This window comes from Sphingomonas sp. GW821-FHT03E12 (assembly GCF_059420685.1).
In genome coordinates this window covers 313,083-334,827 of record NZ_JBWKUF010000002.1, presented here as the reverse complement: position 1 = coordinate 334,827, position 21,745 = coordinate 313,083, and the positions used below count along the sequence as shown (strand labels likewise).

The window sequence follows — 21,745 nt, the reverse complement described above, 5'->3', positions numbered from 1 at the left end:
AACCGGCGACCCTGAGATCCACAATGTAGTCCCGCCGGCATTCGCCGGAAAAAATTCGTCGGCCGTGGCGACGAGAGTTGGTGAGACGATGCGTCCTTAAGCTACCTCCAATGGACGGGATTCGAACCCGCATCTCCCGGGTGCCTTGCAGCGATCCTGGGCGCTTTACTCTCCGGACTATCGTGGTGGATGTAGTCCCACCAGCATTCGCCACGGCCGTTCTTCAAACCTCCACTTGCTTGACGATGCTGACCCAGTCGCGCGTCTCGCCACGGGCGAAGCGTGCGACGGTGTCGAACACCGCGTCGGAGAAGCCTCCGACATTCAGGATGTCAGCCCGTCCGGTGGCCTGGGTGGTCCCGTAGGGCTGGATATCGATGCACACGAGCTTCGCGCCCGGGTTGCGCCGCTTGATCTTGTCCCACTGGCGCATCGTCTCGGTCGTGCCGCGGCGGTTTGCGTCCACCCACGACTCATTGTCCGAAACGATCACGACCAGATCGACCGCCGCATTCTCCGACACGAGCTGCGCCAGCGGTGCCGACACATTCGTCCCGCCGCCCCCAACCGCCGCCAGCTTCGCCGCGTTGACGGCGAGACGGGCACGCGGATCGAGGTTCAGGCGAACCACGCGCTGCTCGAACGGCAGCACGCGGGCCTTCGCGTTGGTCCGCAGCATCGCCGAGGCGACCAACGCCGCGATGTCGATGCAACGTACCTTGGTCGTGGCGCCCTTGCGGACCCCGGTGACCGGCGAGCTCATCGACCCCGAGACGTCGGGGCACACGACCACGTTTCCGCGGATCGCAGGAACGTTGCGAAGCGACGTTTCCAGCGCATCCTCGAGCGCGGCCTGGACCTTGAGCGGAACGCCCTCGCCGGCCGCGTTCAGCGCCACCATCAGCTGGTAGGGCAGAACCCGCGCCTTCGTCAGCGCCTCCGGATCGGCGAGCCGTGCGGCAACCGCCTCGGTCACCCCCTTCACCCCGAACGCACCGTTGCGCGCCAGCGTGTTGAGGTTGATCCGCAGCGCCTGCCAGCCCATCCGCCCGGCCAGTTCCCCCCACTGCACATCGCGCAGCGGAAAGGCAGTCAGCCATTCGAACGGCACCGGGGGCAGCGCGATCCCGCGGGGATTGCGCTTCCAGGTCTCGAACGCAGCGATCTCAGCCGGCAACGCGGCGACATCGTACGGCTTGCCGATCAGCCAGCCATAGAAGGCGCGCCGCTCCGCATCCGCAGGCTTGGGGTGCACCATCCGCACGATATCGGCGAGCGAGGGCGAATTGCCCGTCGCGGCCGCCATCAGGTCGCGCATCGACGCCTGCTCCAGCCAGCGCTGGACCAGCCGCTTCGGACGCGAGCCGAGCGAGGTACGCCCGACCTGACCCGAGCGCAGGATCTGCACGAAGTTGCGCAGCATCCGGCCATTGTCGATCACACGCCCGAAGACGCGAACCGACAGGTCCGGATCGGCAACCGTCAGCCATGCGGCGATCAGCGCGGGCATATCCTTCATCGCGCCCGCCTTGCGGGCATAGACCGCGACCTGCGCCGCGTAGAAGGGATCGACCGCAGCAAGCGCGTCGAGCGTCTGCTTCAGCTGCTCCTCGGCGGTTGCGTAATAGGCGTCGCCAAGAGTTCCCGTGGCCGCGAGCTGCGCAAGCAGCGCCTCCGGACCATAAGCATAAGCGGGCGCGCCCTCCCGGTTGACGGCATCCGCCGCCGGCAGGAGCTTCGCGATCGCAGTGGCGAAGAGGCCCTTGTTGGCCATGACACGTCCCTTTCAAATCCGTCGCAGGTTCCGGGGCGGCCGGCCCATTCCGGCCGCCCCTGCCTTTGCGCTGTCGGCCGATTGTGCCGACGGGATCAGAATTGCAGGCGGCGTGCCAGTTTCGGGAGCGGGAACGCGAAATTCATACAAATATCTGATTTCACGTTATTTATTTTCGACGCACTGTTGCGCGATTTCATTCTCCGGGTGCGAACGAGCCGGAATAAACTATCGGTTGCGATACGAATTTATACATTTGTATAAGATCGCCATGAAACCGCTCGTCGTCATCGGCTTCCTCGGCTCGACATTGGACGCGAGCAAGTTCGGCCCTTCGCGCTGGAGCAAGTGGCGCCCCTCCGTTGCGCTGACCATGCACGAGGATCTGCGCGTCGATCGCTTCGTGATGCTGCACAGCCGCAAGCACGGACGCCTCGCCGACTATGTCGCGGAGGATATCGCGGCGGTCTCGCCCGAGACGCGGGTCGAGCAGCAGCCGATCGAGTTCAACGACCCGTGGGACTTCGAGGAAGTGTACGGCAAGCTGCTCGACTTCGCGCGGGGCTATGCCTTCGATCCCGAGGCTGAGGATTATCTGATCCACATCACCACGGGCACGCACGTCGCGCAGATCTGTCTCTTCCTGCTGACCGAGGCGCGTTATCTGCCCGGCCGCCTGCTCCAGACCCAGCCCGCGGCGAAGCTCGAGAGCGGATCGGCCCCGGGCCGCTGGACGACGATCGACCTCGACCTCTCGCGCTACGACAGCATCGCGACGCGCTTCGCCGCAGCGAGTGCCGAGAGCAGCTCGTTCCTCAAATCGGGGATCGAGACCCGCAATGCCGGGTTCAACCGGCTGATCGACGAGATCGAGCAGGTCGCAGGCCGATCGCGTGCACCGATCCTGCTCACCGGCCCGACCGGCGCGGGCAAGAGTCAGCTCGCACGCCGCATCTACGAACTGAAGCGCCTGAAGCATCAGGTGAAGGGCGCGTTCGTCGAAGTGAACTGCGCGACGCTGACCGGCGATGGCGCGATGTCGGCGCTGTTCGGGCACAAGCGCGGCGCCTTCACCGGCGCGGCGGCCGATCGTCCCGGCCTGCTCCGCACCGCCGACAAGGGCATGTTGTTCCTCGACGAGATCGGCGAACTGGGGCTCGACGAGCAGGCGATGATCCTGCGCGCGATCGAGGAGAAGCGCTTCCTGCCCGTCGGCGCCGACAGCGAGGCGAGCTCGGACTTCCAGCTGATCGCGGGCACCAACCGCGATCTCGGCCGCGCCGTGGCGGAGGGACGGTTCCGCGACGACCTGCTCGCCCGCCTAAACCTGTGGACCTTTGCCCTGCCCGGCCTCGCCGAGCGCCGCGAGGATATCGCGCCGAACCTCGACTATGAGCTCGACCGTTTCGCCGAGCGCGAAGGCGTGCGCGTCACCTTCAACAAGGAAGCGCACCAGGCCTATCTGGCCTTCGCCACCGCGCCGGGCGCGCGCTGGCCGGGCAATTTCCGCGACCTTTCGGCGAGCGTCACGCGCATGGCGACGCTCTCGCCGCAAGGGCGGATCGGGATCGACGGGGTGCGGGCCGAGATTACACGGCTGCGCAACGCCTGGGAGGGCGGGACCGCGATGCCGGACCCGCTTGCCGGACTGCTGCCCGCGGCGATGCTCGACGCGCTCGATCCGTTCGACCGCGTCCAGCTCGCCCATGTCGTCGTCACCTGCCGCACCAGCCGGTCGCTGTCCGAAGCCGGGCGCACCCTGTTCGCGGCATCGCGCGCGCGGCGCGCCTCGTCCAACGACGCCGACCGGCTGCGCAAATATCTCGCGCGCTTCGACCTCGACTGGCAGTCGCTGGCTGCGGGCGGGCCGTCTGCGAGCGTATAGCAGCCACCGGAATGCGCTGCCGTTCGTGCGGACATGTTCATTGACATCATTGTTAATTTAAAGGAGCCTTGCGACCGGAATTCCCGCCGCTCCATGCAGGGCAGCGGGCCGCAGGAGGGGTCATGGCCATCAGGGGACGCGTGCGCCTGCTGCGCAGGATCGATGCCTTGCACAGGCCCGTATCGCCGCTCGGGGAACTGGAAACGCGCTGATGCGGCGGCGGCTCCAACCTATCCCCCTCCCCGCGCCGGACTCGCTGGACGCGTCGCTGTTCGACGCGCATTTCCGGCGGCCGCTGCTGCGCTTCTTCGGGCGCCGGGTCGCAACCGCAGCCGATGCCGAAGACCTGACCCAGGACGTGTTCGTGCGATTGCTCCGCCGCGAGGATGCGCTGCGCGAACCGACGGCCGATGCCTATGTCTTCCAGATCGCAGCCAATCTGCTGCGCGACCGCGCACGGCGCGACCAGTCGCATTGCACGGGTCATCATGTCAGCATCGACGCGGGCGACTCCGCAGCCGCGACGGTCGCGAGTGCGGATTTGGCCGCGGACCGCGTATTGGTGGAGCAGGAGGAACTGCGCGCGGCGCTCGCCGCTCTGGATGAGCTTGGCGAGCGCTGCCGCGACATCTTCCTCCTCTATCGCGTCGAGCGCATGAAACAGAAGGAGATTGCAGCGCTCTATGGACTGTCGGTGCGCATGGTCGAGAAGTACATCGTGAAGGCCGCCGCGCACCTTGCCCGGCGGCGCGACCGCGCATGAGCCGCCCGGCCGACCCCGCGCCGATCGGCGACGCGCTGATCGAGACCGCTGCGCGCTGGCAGCTGCGGCTTTCCGAAGATCCGGGCGCACGCCCCGCGTTCGAGGCATGGCGGGACGCGAGTCCGGCCCACCACGCCGCCTTCGAGCAGGTTGCGCGCGGCTGGAACCTGTTCGGCGGCGATGCCGGTTCCGCGCTGCGCGTCGCCGCCGCCGAAGCCCGTACCGCGGCCGAAGCAGAACGCCGGCGCAGGCGGTTCCGGCAAGGAGCCGGCGCCTTCTCCGCGATTGCCGCATCGCTGCTATTGGCGCTGTTCGTCTGGCCGGGGTTCGGCGCGGACGATGTCTACAGGACCGGGGTCGGCGAACGGCGGATGGTGACACTGGCCGACGGATCGAAACTGACGCTCGACGGGGCGACCGCGGTGCGGGTGCGCTATGGGCGCGGCGCGCGCGAATTGTGGCTCGACCACGGGCAGGCACGCTTCGATGTGGCGAAGGACGCCGCGCGCCCCTTTTCGGTGCACGCAGCCAACCGGATCGTCACCGCGACCGGAACCGCATTCAACATCGACCTGATCCGCAGCCGCGTCGTCGTCACGATGATCGAAGGACATGTCCGGGTGACCCCGGCCGCAGACACCTCCAGCGCACGGGCAGACGTCGCGCTGAACGCCGGCGACCGGCTGGCGGCACAGGGCGCCACGGAGCGGGTCGACCGGGCCGAGGTCGCGGGCGCGACCGCCTGGCAATCGGGCCGGCTGATCTTCGCGGATGAACCGCTCGCGCTCGCCGTCGAACGCGTCAACCGCCACGCGCGGCGCAGGATCGTCCTCGCCGACAGCGCGGCGGGCTCGCTGCGGGTCAGCGGTGTCTTCAAGACCGCCGAAGCGGACCGGTTCGCCGAAGCGGTCGCCGCCTATCTGCCCGTCACACTCACCGATCAGTCGCCCGGGCAGGTGACGCTCGCCACCCGGCACGCGCCCGGCGACTGAATTTTTCGTGCCTGCGGTTCGGCTTTTCGGATCGCCTGCGTAATCCTCCTCAGCGGACCGAAAACGGCCGCAGTCATGGGGAGGACAGGATGAGGAACGCCTATCTGCGTGCCGCGGCCCGCGCCGCATTGCTGAGCGCCACGGTGCTGGTTCCGTCCGCGGTGTTGCTGACACCAGCGGCGGCACAGGCCCAGGGCGTGCGCTTCGACATTCCGGCGCGCGATCTGGGCGGCGCCCTGCGCAGCCTGGCGGTCGCTGCTGACATCCAGATCCTGTTCGACGAGGCATTGGTGCGCGGCAAGCGCTCGCCCGCGATCCGGGGGGCGTTCAGTACCGACGCCGCGCTCAACCGCATGCTCGCAGGCAGCGGCCTTGTCGCCCGGCGCGGCGCGAACGGCGTGATGATGGTCGAGCGCGCGGCGGCGCCCGTTCAGGCGCCCGGCATGGGCGGGCCGGAGCGCGCCGGAGCCGGTGAGGGCGACGCCGAGCCCGAGATCATCGTCACCGCGCAGAAGCGCGAGGAGCGCATCACCGACGTGCCGATCGCGATCACGGCGCTGTCCAAGGCGGCGCTGGACGACCGCAAGATCGAGGGTGGGGCCGAACTGCTCCGCGCAGTGCCCAATGTGAACTTCTCCAAAAGCAACTTCAGCATGTACAATTTCTCGATCCGCGGGGTCGGGACCAAGGCGATTTCGGCGGCGAGCGACCCGGCTGTCGCAGTGAGCTTCAACAACACGCCGCTGGTGCGCAACCGGCTGTTCGAAGCCGAGTTCTTCGACATGCAGCGGGTGGAAGTGCTGCGCGGGCCGCAGGGCACGCTCTATGGCCGCAACGCCACGGCGGGTGTCGTGAACCTGATCCCGGCGCTTCCCGGCCCCGACTTCGGCATGGAGGCCAAGATCGAGGTCGGCAATTTCGACACGATGCGGGCGAGCGGCATGCTCAACGTTCCGCTCAGCGACACGCTGGGCATCCGCGTCGCAGGCGCGTTCACCAGCCGCGACGGCTATGACTATAACAGCTTCACCGGGCGCCGGGTGAACGGCCGCGAGCTGTGGTCGACCCGCGTCTCGGCGCAGTGGGAACCGTCCGACCGGTTCCGCGCCAGCCTGATCTGGCAGCATTTCGAGGAGGATGACGACCGCTCGCGCACGGGCAAGCAGCTCTGCACCAACGATCCCGGTCCGGAACGCGTGGGCAATGTCGCGGTGACCGATCCGGGCCTGCGCGGACGGATGAGCCAGGGATGCCTGCCCGGCTCGCTCTACAGCGACGCCGCCTATGGCGTTCCGAACGGACGCAGCCTGGTCTATGCGATCCTCCCCGCCGAAGGGATCAGCCTCGGCAACATGCCGCGGGTGAACAACCGCCCCGGCCCGCAGGTCTTCGCGACCAATTCGAGCGATCCGTTTGCCGGCGTCACCCAGTCCCGCAACCTGCGCGAGATCTCGACCAGCTACGATCCCAAGTTCCGCGCGACCAACGATGTGTTCCAGCTCAACCTTCAGTTCGAGCCTTCGGACGGCCTGCAACTGGTGTCGCAGACCGCCTTTTCGCGCGACCGCTATTACTCGACGCAGGACTATAACCGTTTCGTCAGCAACCCGCTGTTCAACAGCTCGACCCAGCCGCTGTTCAGCGGCAGCCGCCAGCTCGATACGGTTCAGTTTCCGGGACCTACGCCGGGCGGCATCTTCTGCGACCCCCAGCTCGGCTGTTCCGATCGCATGCTCTCGGCCGATCTCAGCCGTTCGCGCAACGAACAATGGTCGCAGGAGCTGCGCCTCCAGTCGAGCTTCGCCGGCCCGGTCAACTTCAACGTCGGGGTCAACTATCTCGATTTCAAATCGCAGGACGATTACTACGTCTTCAACAACCTGTTCACGATGATCGCCGACTGGTTCTACAGCAAGGTGCCGCCTGCGAGCCACCCGAACGCCGGCCAGAACGCGCTGCTTCCCTGCGAACGCGGCTTCGAAGGTCGCGAATGCGTCTATGTCGATCGCAACCCGCTCGACCGGCTCGATGATCAGGGGCACAATTACTTCCTCAGCCGCAACGGCGTGCGCATCAAGAGCTGGGCGGCCTTTGGCGAGCTCTACTGGAACGTCGCGGACACGGTGAAGCTCACGCTCGGCGCGCGCTACACCAACGACCAGAAGGTCTCGACCCAGATCCCGAGCCAGCTGCTGCTGGGCGGCGGGACCGGGACAACATATCCGGGCACGACGACAGGCGGCCGGGTCAACAGCGGCTATCCGGCCTTGCCCGATATCGAGCAGCAATGGGGCCGGTTCACCGGCCGTGCGGTGCTCGACTGGAAGCCTGATCTCGGCTTCACCGACGATACCCTGATCTATCTCTCGGCCGCGCGCGGCTACAAGGGCGGCGGCACCAATCCGCCGCGCGTCGATTTCAACCCGGAGGTGGTGCAGTATCAGTTCCTGCCGCAGACCTTCCGGCCGGAATATGTGAACGCGTTCGAGATCGGCACGAAGAACAGCTTCGACGGCGGGCGGTTCACCTTCAACGCCACCGGATTCTTCTATGATTACAAGGACTATCAGGTCTCGCAGATCGTCGATCGCATCGCATTCAACGAGAATTTCGATGCGACGAGCTGGGGCCTGGAGTTCGAGACGGCATGGCGTCCGTCACGCGCGTTCCGGATGGACGCCAATCTCGGCTATCTGCGGACGCGGCTGAAGAAGGGCGCGCAGTCGATCGACGTGATGAACCGGACGCAGAGCAACGCCGACTGGGTCGTGCTGCGCCCGTGGATCCAGGTGCCGTCCAACTGCATTGCGCCGCGCGCGTTCGTGGAGAAGATCCTGACCGGTCCCGCAAGCTTGCGAACGATCGCGCTTGCTTCACTGTGCCAGGGATCGACCCGGATGGGCGACTTCAATCCCGCAGCGCCAAACGGGCAGACCGCCCTGACGCTGCAGGCGCTCTACGGCTTCACCTACGAACCGACGGCGCCCTACAACCCCGCGACCGTCGGCCTGAACATGAACCAGGGCGGCAGCGGCGCCCCCAATGGCGGACGCGGTTTCGCAGCGGACCTGACCGGCAACGAGCTGCCCAACGCGCCACGCTGGACCGCCAATGTCGGGGCGCAATACACCTTCTTCCTCGACGGCGGGGATTGGGAACTGACCTTCCGCGGCGACTATTACCGCCAGTCGAAGAGCTTCGCGCGTGTCTACAACACCGAGTATGACCGGCTGCGGGCGTGGGACAATCTCAACCTGGCGGTGACGCTGGCGCGGCCGGCCTCCAACCTCATCTTCCAATTCTATGTGAAGAACGTGTTCGACGACGCGCCGATCACCGACTTCTTCACCAACGCCGACGATACGGGGCTTACGACCAACGTCTTCACGCTCGATCCGCGGATCTTCGGCTTCTCGGTCCGCAAGGCCTTCTGACGGACCCACGCTCCTGGGGACCTGGGGATGGCGTTCGCGCCGTCCCCATTTTCCGCACCCTCAGGCCGGCGGGACGAGGAACATCGGCAGCATCCGCGCGACCAATGCGCGCATCGCGTCGTCGGGCTCGCCGAGCATATCGCGGACATGCGGGCCGATCACCGCATCGCCGAACGCACAGACCGCCATCATCAGCACCGCGCCGCGCACCCGTTCCTCGGTTCCCGGATCGTCGGATTGCGCGGCGATCGCCGCGACCAGATCCCGCACCGCCTGACGTACCGGCTCGAGATGCCCGACCTCGCCCGACAGGACGATCCAGGCGGCAAGCGCCCCCGCCCCGCCCTTGTCGAACGCGTCGAACACCCGGTCGGCGATTGACCGGGGCGCGGCGGCGTCGGTCTTGAGATGGGTGACGACATCATCGAGCGCGCCGGTCAGGTCATTGATCATCGACCCCATCAGCGCGGACTGAAGCCCGGCCGCCGATCCGAAATGGTGGAGAACATTGGCATGCGACATGCCGATCTCCGCCCCCACGCTCGCCAGAGTCACCGCCGCCGGACCGCCCGCGAGCAGCAGCTTGCGCGCCGCCGCCAGCCCCTCCTCGCGAACTTCGGACCCCAGCCGCTTCCGCCGCTTCTGCGCGGGCTGCGCCTGCCTGTAGTTCCGGTTCATTCCTGGCCCTCGCGCCCCCTTCCCTTTCCCTTAGCCCAACGTGTGAAATTGTCACAACTGCCACTCCACCCGCCTTCGGATTCACCGGGTTGAACGCGGAACCTGTGGGATATATAAACATTGATGTAAATGTACGAATCAAGCGTGGAGAGCCCGATGACCGCCCTCACCCCCGGCGACCTTGCGATCGTGAAGCGCGACTGGAAGTTCGGACGCGACAATCCCAACCCCCGCTGGTGGCACAGCGGCGATCCCGGCCGCACGGCCTTTTTCAACGCGCTTTCCTCGACCTTCCCGCTCGGCGAGAAGTTCTTCATGACCGCCGTCCGCCACTATCGCGACGGGACGTCCGAGCCGCTGCGCAGCCAGATCGACGACTTCATCTTCCAGGAATCGATGCACTCGCGCGAGCATGTCGTCTTCAACCGCCAGGCTGAGGATGCGGGCTACGACATCGCACCGCTGGAGGAACGGACGCGCCGCACGATCGCCTTCGCGAAACGGCGATCGCCGCTCCAGCAGCTTGCCGCGACCTGCGCGCTCGAGCATTTCACCGCGACGCTCGCGCATGATGCACTCGCCAACCCGGCACACCTCTCCGGCGTCACCAGCGAGGCCCAGCGCATGTGGCGCTGGCATGCGATCGAGGAAATCGAGCACAAGGCCGTGGCGTACGATACCTGGCTCCACGCGACACGCGACCTGACGCCGCTGCGTCGCTGGCTCAAGCGCTGTTCGGTGATGACCTTCACCACCGTCCGCTTCCATTATGTCATCTTCCGCAACACCGCCGATCTGCTCAGGCAGGACGGGATCAACGACTGGGCGACCTGGCGGCCCTTGCTCGGCTTCCTCTATGGGCGGTCAGGATTGCTTCGCGCCCTGCTCCGCGGCATCGTCGGCTATATGAAGCCGGGCTTTCATCCGTGGCAGGAGGACGACCGGGAGTTGGTCGCCACTGCGCTCGCCACCTTCGTGCCCCCGGCAACTCCGGAGATTGCCGCATGATCCGTACCGTCACGACCCTTGCCTTCCTTACCGCGATCGCCCTCCCAGCGTCGGCACGCGACCTGACCGGCATCTGGGCGACGGGAACCGAGGGCGGCCGCGTCCAGATCTACCGCTGCGGCGCGGCGTTGTGCGGCAAGGTCGTCGATGCCGCCCGGCTGCGCACCAACCCGGACCTGACCGACCAGCGCAATTCGGACCCGAAGCTGCGCAATCGCCGCCTGAAGGGGCTCGTCGTGCTGGAGGGGTTCACCGGCGGCCCCGCCGAGTGGCAGGGGGGTCCGGTCTATGATCCGGAAACGGGCAGCGGTGCGCGCAAGGGCTATCTGAAGCTGCTTCCCGACGGCAAGCTCGAACTCAAGGGCTGCGTCGCCTTCTTCTGCCGCACCAAGATCTGGACGCGAACACGCTGACGCTACAGCTTCTTTCGGATCGACAGCCGGACGACGCGGCCCAGCGGATCGATCTCGTCACGGCTGTATCCGGCGGGCACGCTGCCATCCTCGAGCGTCACCCGGCGATAGCCGTTGAAGAGGTTCTGCACCTCGAACGAGATTTTGAGGTCGTGCATCAGGCCGCCTTTCTTGGCCGTACCGGAAAGGCGGTCAGGCTCGACGAACATCGACAGGTTGAGCGTGACGGGCGGCTTGACCTCGAAGGTCTGGTTCCCGCTGGGAACGCTGGATGCGCTGTTCCAGGTCCCCGCAAGGGTCGCACCCAACCCGCGCCGGCCCGCCGTAGCCTGGAGCGTCAGATTGTGCCGGGACTGGCCGCTCTCGGTGAGCTGATCGATCACCGGAAGGCCCGCTCGGGTCAGCAGCTCGCTCGTCAGCCGCCAGCGGTGCCGCAGCGAGAAGGTGAACTGCGGCGCATTCGACGCGCCCGCGGGCTGCTTTGCCGGAAAGCGCAGCGCGATACCCGATGCGAGTTCTGAATCGGTATTCCTGGCGATGTTGATCGCCCGCGCATCGATCGTCACCAGACGGCCCTGCGCGTCGCGTGTCACGCGTTCGGGAAAGTCCGCTTCGATGGCGGGGGTCAGCTCGGGGAATCCGGAGACGCCGCCTTTGGCATCCGTCCGCCGATAGCCGATGTTCAGCGATACGCTCTGGTCGCCAAGGGGCCGCACCGTTGCGGTCAGCGCCAGACTGTCACGGCTTCCGCGCGTCAGGGCCGGATTCCCGCCGAGGATCCAGACCGGTTCGGCAATCTCGCCGCGCACATAGTCGAAGATCCGGGTGACGGTCGTCACCAATGGCCCGTCCAGCTGCTCCAGCGTCGGCGCAGTCTCGCTATGGTCGATCGAACCGCGAAGCTGGACGATCGGTACCGGCGACCAGTTGAGGTCGGCGCCGAACCGCTTGCGCAGTCCGCTCCCCGTGACCGTCTGTCCGCCAGCGGTCAGATCGACGGAAATGTCCCCGAGGAACGCAACCAGCCCCTCCCCGCGGCGCGCAATCGGCAGGCTGGCCACAAGTGCGCCGTCGATCAGATCGCGCGTCATCCGGAGGATCGTGTCCGGAACGTCGGGACTGCCGTTCAGCCGGTTCTCGGTCCGGCTCCGGCTGGCATTGAGCGAAAGGCTGGCGACGAGCGGTCCGGCCGGGAGCGTCACGACATTCCGTCTGACATTGAACCGGCCGTTGAGCGCTTCGCCGTTCGAACGCGTGCGGCGAGCAAGCAGCAAGCGGTCGCTCCAAGGCGCATAAGGGTTGAAGCCGGGTTCGGCACCGTCGACCAGCGGCTGGATCCGCGCAACATCGATTCCGCTCTCGAGAAAACTGCGCGACCAGTTGCGCGAATAGCCCGCGGAAACATTGGTCTCCCAGCCGTCGATCACGCCGCCCAAGGTCAATGCGACACTCAGCATGTCGGCATCATTGTCGCTCCGGAGCGGCCGATCGCCCGCCAATGGCCGTGTCAGCATCACGTCGCCGGCGAAGGGAGACCAGGGGCTGGCACCGGGCAGGATGATCGATGCCATCGGCAGACCGCGCAGCCTGCGGCTCGTGCTGGTGCTGGCGGCGATGTTCAGCGAACCCGCCAATGCCGCGCCCACCGGCCGGGCTACGCCGAGGTTGAACGACATGCTCCGCCGCGACGGCAGCAGATCGTCGAAATCATTCGGATCGACCGGATCGATATCCCCCGCGGTGGCCACGAAATCGGCCAGCACAGGCGCCTGCGCCGCGCCCGGCGGCGGAAACCCCGCAATGGTGACGGCCTTCCCGGCGGCAAGGCTGAGCGCCGGATCGATCTCTCCGCCGCCGATCCCGGACACATGGCCGGTGGTGTCGAAAACACCCGGGCGCGGCGGAACATTCCTCGCGCTCCTGCGCAGCGCGCTGTCATAGCCCAGCCGCGCCTGGACGTTCCAGCGCGTCGGCCCGTCGATCATCACCCGGCCGGCGGCGAGATTGCCGCCATATTGCCCGCCGCCGGTCGCCCCGTCGGCGCCGAGATCGACGGTCAGGCTCGAAAAACGCTTCTTGAGCACCAGATTGACGACGCGCCGGCCGGACGGATGACCATATTGCCCGGCCGCCTCCGGCTTCAGCACGGCGACACGATCCAATGCTTCGGTGGGATAGGCGAGCACCGAGCGATCGAACCCGGCAGGCCGGCCGTTGATGAGCAGGACCGGTTCGTCGCCATCCCCGATCACGGGCTGAAGCCGCGTCAGCAGATCCCGGATGCTGTCGGCGCCGTGGCTGGAGATTTCGTCCTCGCCGAACTCGCTCTCGGACGCCACCTTGGCGTCGCCATAGCGCTGGCCGATGATGAGGATCTCGTCCTCTTTCGATAGATCGCCCGGCGGGGCAGGTTCCTGCGAACCCACCGCCGCACGGGCGCCCCCTTTATCTGTCTGAGCCCCTGCGTCCGGAATGAGCGTCAGGGGCAATAGGATAAGCGACGCGGCGAGCCGATGCAGGGTCATGGAAGTACGCCCGCTTTCCCCAAGCTACTCTCACCCTCCGAAATGGACGCTCCCGCTCTGCGGCGGTTGATCGATCATACGGAGGTCAGAAACACCGGCACCGATCCGATGACAAGAGCGTAACCGGACGGACCGGCGCATACATCCTCCACCCGCGATAAGACGGGCGCGCGAAATCGCGCGCCCGTCCGCCTAAGAGAGAATGAATGTTCCCACATCGGCAACGCGTCGCTGCGTTACGGAACAATCGTACCGCCCGACGGGCTGCTCAGCTGAACTTCCCCGTCGATGGTGCACGGCGGACCACCGTTGACCGGCGGCATCGTGCCCGAAGCGATGGTCAGGGTCCCGGTCCCCTGATCCCACGCACCCACGAGATCGCCCGAGCAATCGCCCAGCGTGATCGTGTGCGCATAGACGTCCTCGAACGTCAGCGTTCCCGAGCTGGAGGTGCCGCTGTACTTGACCTTGCCGGCGGGGATCGGGTCGATGGTGACCGCGCCGCACAGACCGCCTGCAAGCGTGATCGTCGCGCTCACATTGGAAAGATCGGTGTGGCTGATCGACAGGCCGTCCCCGTTATTGTCCGGACCGCTCAGCACGATCGTCACTGCGCAACCCGGCAGGAAGAGCCCCTTCGAGACGTCCGCCGAACCCGTGAAGGTCCACGGTGCCGCAGGGTCGAGATAAGGGCTGGTGTGCTGTGCCGCTGCGGTCTGCGCGGCCATGAGCGCGGTGCAAGCAACGAGGCTGGAAATCAACTTATTCATATTCCTCTCCTATAGTAATATATCGAAATAGAATAAACCAATCTTGGGACTTAAGGATCAATACAACTTCAACTCCATAGGCAAACTCCCCTGTATTAAACTCACATATTCTAGAATTTCTTTGAGACGTTGAACCCTACGATCCGCGGATCGAGCGTGAATACGTTCGTCGTCAGGCCGGTATCATCGCTGTTCGTGAAGAACCCGGTGATCGGCGTGCTATCGAGCAGGTTCTTGACATAGAGCTGGAAGGACAGTCCCGATTCCGGCCGCCGCAGCGTCAGCGCGGCATTGACGTTGTCCCAGGCCCGCAGCCGGTCATATTCGGTATTGTAGACGCGGGCGTAGCTCTTCGACTGGCGGTAGTAGTCGCCGCGGAGGGTCAGTTCCCATGCGCCGCTGTCGATGAACACGGTATATTGCGCGCCGATATTGCCGGTCCAGCGCGGCGCGTTGGGCAGTTCGTTGCCTGACAGATCGGCATAGAAGCCGCGACCGCCGTTGGGCGCGCCGCTGCCGCCCTGATTGATGTTCAGGCCGACCGTGTCCGGATTATAGGGCGCGAACGGATCATAGGTGATGCCGTACAGGTTCGCGAAATTCGGCCCGCGTGTCGGAACCGCCGGATTCCAGCCGCCGACCCGGGACGCGCCGGGGCACAAAGTCGCAAGGGCGATGTCGGGGACGAGACGCCGTGTCAGCACCTGCTCGACGATCTTGCGCGGTGCGATGCAGTTGGAGGGCACCTGCAGCCACGGGCGCAGCACGACCCAGTCGGGGTCGCCCTGGGTCCGGTTCATCACGTCGATCGACTTCGATCCGTCCTTGAGCCGCGTCTTGAGATAGCCGAAATTGGCATCGACCCGGAATGCGCGCGAGGGCCGCCATGCCGCCTCGAACTCCAGGCCCCAGCTGGTCGCATCGAAATTCTCGTTGAACGCGATGCGATCGACGATCTGCGAGACCTGATAGTCCTTATAGTCATAGTAGAACGCCGTTGCGCTCAGCGTGAACCGGCCGCCGGCGAAGCTGTTCTTCGTGCCGATCTCGAACGCGTTCACATATTCCGGCCGGAAGGTCTGCGGCAGGAACTGATACTGAACCACGGCGGGGTTGAAATCGACGCGCGGCGGATTGACGCCGCCGCCCTTGTAGCCGCGCGATGCCGAGGCGTAGATCAGCGTGTCGTCGGTGAAGCTGAGGTCCGGCTTCCAGTCGAGCACGGCACGGCCGGTGAAGCGGCCCCAGGTCTGCACGATCTCCGGGAGCGCGGGGTAGCCACTGTTCACCCGGCCGCCGGTGATGTCGCCCGCCGGCGAGCCGAAGGGATTATTGGCGCCGCCGCCAAGCAGCAGCTGGCTGGGGACCTGATCGGCGCGCTTCCGGTCGCGGGTGTAACGCCCGCCGAGGGTCAGCTTCAGGTTGCTGGCGACGTTCCAGTAGAACTCCCCGAAGATACCGCCCGATTTGATCCGCACGCCGTTCTGGCTGAGGAAATAGTTATGCCCCTTGTTGTTGAGGCTATCGATCGGATTACGGTCGACATAGACGCACTCGCGCGTTTCGTCGCCAAGCTCGCAAGGCAGGAGAAACATGCCCGGGTTCTGCGCCGACGCAACCCCGCGGCTGTAGAACCAGTCCGCGAGCAACGTGAACATGTTGTTGAAGACGTAATAGTCATCCTGCGATTTGAAATCGAGATAGTTGGCCCCGATCAGGAAATTGACCGGCCCGTCAAAGCTCGATTGCAGGCGGAATTCCTGCGACCATTGCCGGTTGCGCGACCGGCTGAGATCCGCGGACACCATGCGGTCCGAACAGCCGAGCTGCGGATCGCAATAGATGCCGCCCGGCGTCGATCCGGGAAACCGCACCGAATCCACCGGCCGGGTGCCGGTATAGAGATAGGGCTGCGACGAATCCCCGAACAGCGGCACCGTCACGAAGCGGTTATAGTCCTGCGTCGAGTAGAAGCGGTCGCGCGCATAGGCCGTCTGCGACACCAGCTGCAGGCCGTCGGCCGGCTCGAATTCCAGATTGAGCTGGAACACGTCGTTCGTCGCGCGGAACTTGGGATCATAGTTGGTCGAGATTTCGCGCAGGTCGCGGGACTGGGTCACGCCGGCGAAGGGGTCCAGAACGTCGACCATGTAGACATTCCGCCGCGGCGCGCCACCGGGAGGCCGCGTCTGCCCCACCGTCAGCGTGCTGGGCAGATACAGATAGACGAGGCTGATGCCATTGGGCACGCCGAACGCCGCATCGTTGTAGAGCGACCCGGGCAGACAGCCCTGGCTCATGCGCCCGCGCAGGACCGGATCGGTGACGGCGACATTGCCGACCTGCGTGGGACCGGGATCGTTGGTGCACAGCTGCTTGCCGGTGCGCGACCGGTTGTCGTCTTCCTCGAAATGCTGCCAGATCACATTGGCGCGGAACCGGTCGCTCGGTTCCCATGCAAGCGTGGCGCGCGTCGACCAGAGGTTGCGGTCGTTGACGTGCCGCTTCGTGAAGCTGTTGTAGTCGAAGCCTTCGCGGCTGGTATAGGCTCCGGCCAGACGCACGCCGAGCGTATCGCCGAGCGGGATGTTGAGCATCGCGTTCGCGCGCATGCTGCCATAGCTTCCCGCTTCCAGACGCACCTCGGCACCAAGGTCGCGGCCAGGCAGCGCGGGGATCATGTTGACCACGCCCGCGGTGGCGTTGCGGCCATAGAGCGTGCCCTGCGGCCCGCGCAGCACTTCCACCCGCGCCATGTCGAAGAATTCGGATTCGAACAGCCGGTTGCGCACCAGCGGCGTGTTGTTGAAGCTCACCGCAACCGCGGGATCGCTCGACGCCGAAATCGACTGGGTCCCGACCCCGCGGATCGAGAAATTGTACATGCTGAAGTTGGTCTTGGAGAAATTCACGTTCGGCACTGCGCGCAGCAGTTCCGATCCGCCCTCGATCTTGCGGTCGTCCAGCGCGCTCCCCGAAAGGGCGGTGATCGCGATCGGCACGTCGGTGATCCGCTCCTCGCGCTTCTGCGCGGTCACGATAATCTCGGCATCGCCCTCGGCCGCCGGCTCCTGCTGCGCGGGCAGCACGGGCGAAGCGGATGGCGACGTGGTCACCGCCGGGCGGCTCACAGTGCTCGTGGGCGTGATCACATAAATACCGCCGTCGCGGCGATAGTTCATCCCCGTGCCCCGCAGCAGGCTGTTCAATGCCGCATCCGGAGCCGCACGCTGGCGAAGGCGCAGGCTGCGCTTGCCCCGCATCGCGCTGCCGTCGAAGATCACCTGGACGCCGGACGTCCGGGCAAAGGCGCGCAGCGCGCTGCCAAGGTCCTGCGCCGGGATATCGAAATCATAGAGTTGCTGTGCATAGGCCGGCGACGCAGTCGCACTGGCAATTAACGCCACACTCGCCAATCCGGAAAGCAGGTACGGCCTTTGCGACATATCATCTCCCCCAATTTCTGAGGGGTCGATTGATACGCCCCTCTGTTTCTAGAGACGCGGTACGGGCGGATTCGCGCCCATCTATTTTATTTTGAAGCGAGCGGCTCCTTGCCGCTTACCAGCGTGACCTTCGTCCCGTCATATCTGGCCGACAGCGGGAACAATGCGGTCATCCCCCGGACGAAGCTCTGGGTATCCCCCGCATCGAACACGCCGTTCACCAGAAGCCGGCTCGCCGCGGCATCGCCGACGACGATCGGCGTATTGGTATAGCGATTGATGCGCTCGACCGCGCGCGCCAGCGGCTCGTCCACGAAGTCGAGCCTGCCATCCTCCCACAGCAGCGAACGGTCCAATTGTGCCGGGGCGATCCTGACCTTCCCCGACACCAGGCTGGAAACCAGTTCCTGTCCAGGCACGAGCTGCTCCATCGCACCGGCCGGCGGCGGCGGTGCCGCCGCTGTCGTCGCCTTGACCGACTTGACGGCAGCCGCCCGCCCGGCCGCCGCCGGCTGCGAGACCACCGCAACCTCGCCCTCATAGAGAAGGACGCGCATCTGATCGCGCAGCAGTTCGACGCTGAACGCGGTGCCGGTCGCCACCACGGTCTGATTGCCGGCAGTCACTGTGAACGGACGCAGCGGGTCCTTTGCGACATCGAACTTCGCGCGTCCCTGCTCAAGCCGGAGCGCGCGCCGGTCGTCCGAATAGGCGACGACGACCCGGCTCGACGCATCGAGCGACATGCGCGACCCGTCCTCAAGCTGCACGACCCGCCGCTCTCCGGTACCGGTGCCGTAGACGTCAGCGCCGTCCGAGAAATACCAGAAGCCGCCGAACACACCCAGGACAACCGCTGCGGCCGCCGCAAAGCGCCGGAACCAGTTCCTGCGCCCATAGGACGACACCTCGTTGAGATCGCGGGCGCTCTCCATCGTCGTCAGCGCGCGGGCGCGCAGCGACAGGAAGCCGGGCATTTCGGCGATCGTGTCGGTACCCTTCCAGACCGCCACCATCTCGTCGAACACCTGCTGGTGGCGCGGATCGGCCCGGATCCAGCGATCGAAGGCCGCCTGCTCCTCATCGGTGAGCGCACGCTCCGCGATCCGCCAGCACCATTCGGCGGCCTGCTCCTCATAGCCCATGGCGACACCGTCGTCGTCGGTCGGCGCGGTCATGCCCGGCCTCCCATGCGGCGCGCCAGAAACACAAGGGCGCGGGAAATATGCTTTTCGACGGTACGCACATTATATCCGAAATTATCTGCGATGGTCTGCTTCTGGATGTTCTCGACCCGGTACAGGATGAAGATCTGCTGCGTCGGTTCAGGCAGCGCCTGGATGGCGGCCCACAGGATGCCGATCGTCTCACGCGATGCCGCGATGCGGTGCGGATCGATCGTGTCGATGCCGATCCCGTCCTCCTGTTCGAAGGACGCGCGATAGGCGGCGCGCACGCGGTCCCGGCGCGATCCGTCGCGCAACAGGTTGGTCGCGACGCGGAAGATGAAGGCTTCGGTCGATTCAACGGCATCGATATTGGACTGCGCGAGTCGGACAAAAACCTCCTGAGTCAGGTCCTCGGCCTCGGCGGGACTGGCGACGCGGCGCGAGAAGAATGCGACCAGCGCCGGCCGGAATTGCCGGACCAGTCGTTCCAGATCGGAAACCGCTTCTGCAGCCACGTCCCCCCCAATCTCCTACGGCCCTGTTCTATTGACGCACGTATAGCCGGATCGCGCCCAGGAATCTTCAACCTGGCGATATCGATTTGACGCTGCGGAATCCTGGCCTCGCGCCGGATATCCCGGGCCCTGTGCAATGGATGACAAGGAAGTGGCGGAGAGGGTGGGATTCGAACCCACGTTACGGTTCCCCGTAAACCGCATTTCGAGTGCGGCGCGATCGACCACTCTGCCACCTCTCCGCGAGGGGATCCGGGGGACGGCAATTGCCGGTCCGGCCAGTCGAGCGGGCGCCTCTAGACCAAAGAATCGAGCCGCACAAGCGCCCTTCCTGCACTTCTTGTGCGGCGCGCAATCCGCACTAGATTGAGCATATGACTCGCGCCCATGACTTTCTCGATCTTTCCACCGCCGGGGTTCCCGTTCCGCCGATCGCGCATGCGCGCTTCAACGTGGGCGACGTGGTGCGGCACCGGATGTTCGATTTCCGCGGCGTGATCTTCGACATCGACCCGGTCTTCGCCAACAGCGACGAATGGTATGAGGCGATTCCCGAGGACGCGCGTCCTCGCAAGGACCAGCCCTTTTACCACCTGCTCGCCGAGAATGCCGAATCGAGCTACGTCGCTTATGTCAGCCAGCAGAATCTGGTGAGCGACGACAGCGACGAACCGGTCAACCACCCGGCGATCGGCGGCCTGTTCGACGAACTGGGCGACGGGCGCTATCGGCTGAAGCGCGAACACCGGCACTGATTTGGTAACGGCGCTCACGCGCCGTTGCGGTGCCAGCCCGCTCCCCCACCCGGCCACCCACTTCAGTGTATCTTGATGGGTGGCCGGGTGGGGGAGCGGGCTGGCACCGCCTCCGGGCGCTCCAAGCGAAAAGTCCGGCACAAAGGTTGACTTGAAACAGCGATTCGCTTAGGCGCGCCCTTCCTCCCGGCGGGTTTGTCCTGCGCGGGCACAAGCATTTGGAATTGAGAAAGAGCCATGTTCGCAGTCGTGCGCACGGGCGGCAAGCAGTATCGCGTTGCCGCAGGAGACAAGATCGTCGTCGAGAAGCTCGAGGGCGAAGCCGGTTCGACGATCACCCTCGGTGACGTGCTGCTCGCTGGCGAAGGTTCGGAGCTGAAGGCCACCGACGGCCTGACCGTTTCCGCCGAGATCGTCGCGCAGGCGAAGGGCGAGAAGGTCATCGTCTTCAAGAAGCGCCGCCGGCACAACTATCGCCGCAAGAACGGCCATCGCCAGAACCACACGATCCTGAAGATCACCGCGATCGGTGCGCAGGAGAAGAAGGCGAAGGCAAAGAAGGCCGATGCGGCACCGGCGGAAGCCGCTGCCCCGGCTGCGGAAGCGTAAGGAGTAACGCGAAATGGCACATAAGAAAGCAGGCGGCTCTTCGCGTAACGGCCGTGATTCGGAATCGAAGCGCCTTGGCGTGAAGCTGTTTGGCGGCCAGCAGGCCATTGCCGGCAACATTATCGTCCGTCAGCGCGGCACTAAGTTCTATCCGGGTGTCAATGTCGGCATCGGCAAGGACCATACGCTGTTCGCGCTTACCGACGGCCGCGTGCGATTCCACGACGGCAAGCTCGGCCGCAAATTCTGTTCGGTAGACATGATTGCGGAAGCAGCCGAGTAACATTGGGTAACCAGCCGGGTTGCCCGCCAGGGCGATCCGGGTCCCCGCTTCAGGGGACCGCATAAGGGAGACGGGTCGCCCCGGTCTCCCTTTTTTCTTGCTCCCTCCCATCCAGATCGTCGCTGTTCCGTCATCAAACGGGGCCAGTGGCGACCACGCGAGGAGAGTATGATGTTCGCGAGAACGCAAAGATTGATGCTGCGGCCCGGCTGGATCGAGGACGCCCCCGAACTGGCGCGCGCGATGGGCCATCACGAGGTCGTCCGCAACCTCGGCCGTGCGCCCTGGCCCTACACGCTCGGCGACGCGCAGGCATTCCTGTCCAGCCCCGAGCGGCAGCGCAAGACCAGCTTTCTGATCTGCGCGCTCGAGGACGGCACCAGCCGGATCGTCGGCGGGATCGGCTTCGGTCCCTATGACAATGAGCCGCACGAGATGGGCTATTGGATCACCCCCGACGCCTGGGGCCGCGGCTATGCGACCGAGGCGGGGCAGGCAGTGATCGCGATGGCGCGCACCTTGCGCGTCCCGCGGCTCGCGGCCGGCCACTATATCGACAACCCCGCCTCGGGCCGGGTCCTGCGCAAGCTCGGCTTCCAGGCCACCGGCCGCGTCGTGCCCCGCTATTCGCGCGGCCGCGGCGGCGAGGTGCAGTGCGTCGAGTACGAGCACCGCCTGTCGGGCGAGGATCGCAACGACGACCCGTGCGACCGAATGGCGGCGTGA

The 21,745-nt window shown here is 65.7% G+C and carries 17 protein-coding genes and 1 tRNA gene; 10 read left to right on the top strand and 8 right to left on the bottom strand.

Annotated features, from left to right (window positions below; translation table 11 throughout):
* Window positions 1-223: 223 nt before the first annotated feature.
* Window positions 224-1,774: a vWA domain-containing protein gene (locus AC07TU_RS07045; protein ID WP_495187210.1), complete on the bottom strand. Its 1,551-nt coding sequence runs from the start codon at window positions 1,772-1,774 to the stop codon at window positions 224-226.
* A 271-nt stretch (window positions 1,775-2,045) separates the two neighbouring features.
* Here AC07TU_RS07045 and rtcR point away from each other — a divergent pair, with 271 nt between their 5' ends.
* The 4 genes from rtcR to AC07TU_RS07025 all read left to right on the top strand — a co-directional run bounded on the left by rtcR (window position 2,046) and on the right by AC07TU_RS07025 (window position 8,848).
* Entirely contained in the window at window positions 2,046-3,659 is a 1,614-nt protein-coding gene (rtcR, locus tag AC07TU_RS07040; protein WP_495187209.1) for an RNA repair transcriptional activator RtcR, read from the top strand.
* 211 nt (window positions 3,660-3,870) lie between these two features.
* Window positions 3,871-4,422 (top strand): RNA polymerase sigma factor, encoded by a 552-nt coding sequence (locus AC07TU_RS07035; protein ID WP_495187208.1) that lies wholly within the window; start codon window positions 3,871-3,873, stop codon window positions 4,420-4,422.
* Window positions 4,419-5,414 (top strand): FecR family protein, encoded by a 996-nt coding sequence (locus tag AC07TU_RS07030; RefSeq protein WP_495187207.1) that lies wholly within the window; start codon window positions 4,419-4,421, stop codon window positions 5,412-5,414. The genes AC07TU_RS07035 and AC07TU_RS07030 overlap by 4 nt, the downstream gene beginning before the upstream one ends.
* An 89-nt stretch (window positions 5,415-5,503) precedes the next feature.
* On the top strand, window positions 5,504-8,848 hold the full coding sequence (locus AC07TU_RS07025) for a TonB-dependent receptor (RefSeq protein WP_495187206.1): 3,345 nt from the start codon (window positions 5,504-5,506) through the stop codon (window positions 8,846-8,848).
* Window positions 8,849-8,908: 60 nt separating this feature from the next.
* On the opposite strand, the gene AC07TU_RS07020 is transcribed toward AC07TU_RS07025, so the two are convergent.
* On the bottom strand, window positions 8,909-9,526 hold the full coding sequence (locus tag AC07TU_RS07020) for a TetR family transcriptional regulator (RefSeq protein WP_495187205.1): 618 nt from the start codon (window positions 9,524-9,526) through the stop codon (window positions 8,909-8,911).
* 156 nt (window positions 9,527-9,682) lie between these two features.
* Here AC07TU_RS07020 and AC07TU_RS07015 point away from each other — a divergent pair, with 156 nt between their 5' ends.
* Both AC07TU_RS07015 and AC07TU_RS07010 read left to right on the top strand, forming a co-directional pair.
* The gene (locus tag AC07TU_RS07015; protein ID WP_495187204.1) at window positions 9,683-10,534 is read left to right on the top strand and encodes a metal-dependent hydrolase; all 852 of its coding nucleotides are present in this window, start codon (window positions 9,683-9,685) and stop codon (window positions 10,532-10,534) included.
* The gene (locus AC07TU_RS07010) at window positions 10,531-10,947 is read left to right on the top strand and encodes a DUF2147 domain-containing protein (RefSeq protein ID WP_495187203.1); all 417 of its coding nucleotides are present in this window, start codon (window positions 10,531-10,533) and stop codon (window positions 10,945-10,947) included. The genes AC07TU_RS07015 and AC07TU_RS07010 overlap by 4 nt, the downstream gene beginning before the upstream one ends.
* 2 nt (window positions 10,948-10,949) lie before the next feature.
* Here AC07TU_RS07010 and AC07TU_RS07005 read toward each other — a convergent pair whose 3' ends face one another.
* From AC07TU_RS07005 to AC07TU_RS06980, 6 genes are all read right to left on the bottom strand, one after another.
* Window positions 10,950-13,373 (bottom strand): porin family protein, encoded by a 2,424-nt coding sequence (locus AC07TU_RS07005; RefSeq protein WP_495187202.1) that lies wholly within the window; start codon window positions 13,371-13,373, stop codon window positions 10,950-10,952.
* Between the two features lie 335 nt (window positions 13,374-13,708).
* Complete coding sequence (locus AC07TU_RS07000; protein ID WP_495187201.1) at window positions 13,709-14,242, bottom strand: PraA/PraB family alkane oxidation protein activator; 534 nt, start codon at window positions 14,240-14,242, stop codon at window positions 13,709-13,711.
* Window positions 14,243-14,352: 110 nt separating this feature from the next.
* Window positions 14,353-17,649, bottom strand: coding sequence for a TonB-dependent receptor domain-containing protein (locus tag AC07TU_RS06995; protein WP_495187200.1), 3,297 nt, complete (start codon window positions 17,647-17,649; stop codon window positions 14,353-14,355).
* 125 nt (window positions 17,650-17,774) lie between these two features.
* A complete protein-coding gene (locus AC07TU_RS06990; RefSeq protein ID WP_495187199.1) occupies window positions 17,775-18,866 on the bottom strand; it encodes a FecR family protein in 1,092 nt (363 codons plus the stop codon).
* Window positions 18,863-19,372, bottom strand: coding sequence for an RNA polymerase sigma factor (locus tag AC07TU_RS06985; RefSeq protein WP_495187198.1), 510 nt, complete (start codon window positions 19,370-19,372; stop codon window positions 18,863-18,865). The genes AC07TU_RS06990 and AC07TU_RS06985 overlap by 4 nt, the downstream gene beginning before the upstream one ends.
* A gap of 152 nt (window positions 19,373-19,524) precedes the next feature.
* A tRNA-Ser gene (locus AC07TU_RS06980) sits at window positions 19,525-19,614 on the bottom strand.
* A 132-nt stretch (window positions 19,615-19,746) separates the two neighbouring features.
* Between AC07TU_RS06980 and hspQ the strand changes: the two genes are divergently transcribed.
* The 4 genes from hspQ (at window position 19,747) to AC07TU_RS06960 (ending at window position 21,745) form a co-directional block, all read left to right on the top strand.
* Window positions 19,747-20,127: a heat shock protein HspQ gene (gene hspQ, locus AC07TU_RS06975; protein ID WP_075152644.1), complete on the top strand. Its 381-nt coding sequence runs from the start codon at window positions 19,747-19,749 to the stop codon at window positions 20,125-20,127.
* Window positions 20,128-20,364: 237 nt separating this feature from the next.
* Window positions 20,365-20,736, top strand: a complete 372-nt coding sequence (gene rplU / locus AC07TU_RS06970) for a 50S ribosomal protein L21 (protein WP_066576444.1) — start codon at window positions 20,365-20,367, stop codon at window positions 20,734-20,736.
* 13 nt (window positions 20,737-20,749) lie between these two features.
* Window positions 20,750-21,019 (top strand): 50S ribosomal protein L27, encoded by a 270-nt coding sequence (gene rpmA / locus AC07TU_RS06965; protein WP_495187197.1) that lies wholly within the window; start codon window positions 20,750-20,752, stop codon window positions 21,017-21,019.
* 171 nt (window positions 21,020-21,190) lie between these two features.
* Window positions 21,191-21,745, top strand: coding sequence for a GNAT family N-acetyltransferase (locus AC07TU_RS06960; protein ID WP_495187196.1), 555 nt, complete (start codon window positions 21,191-21,193; stop codon window positions 21,743-21,745).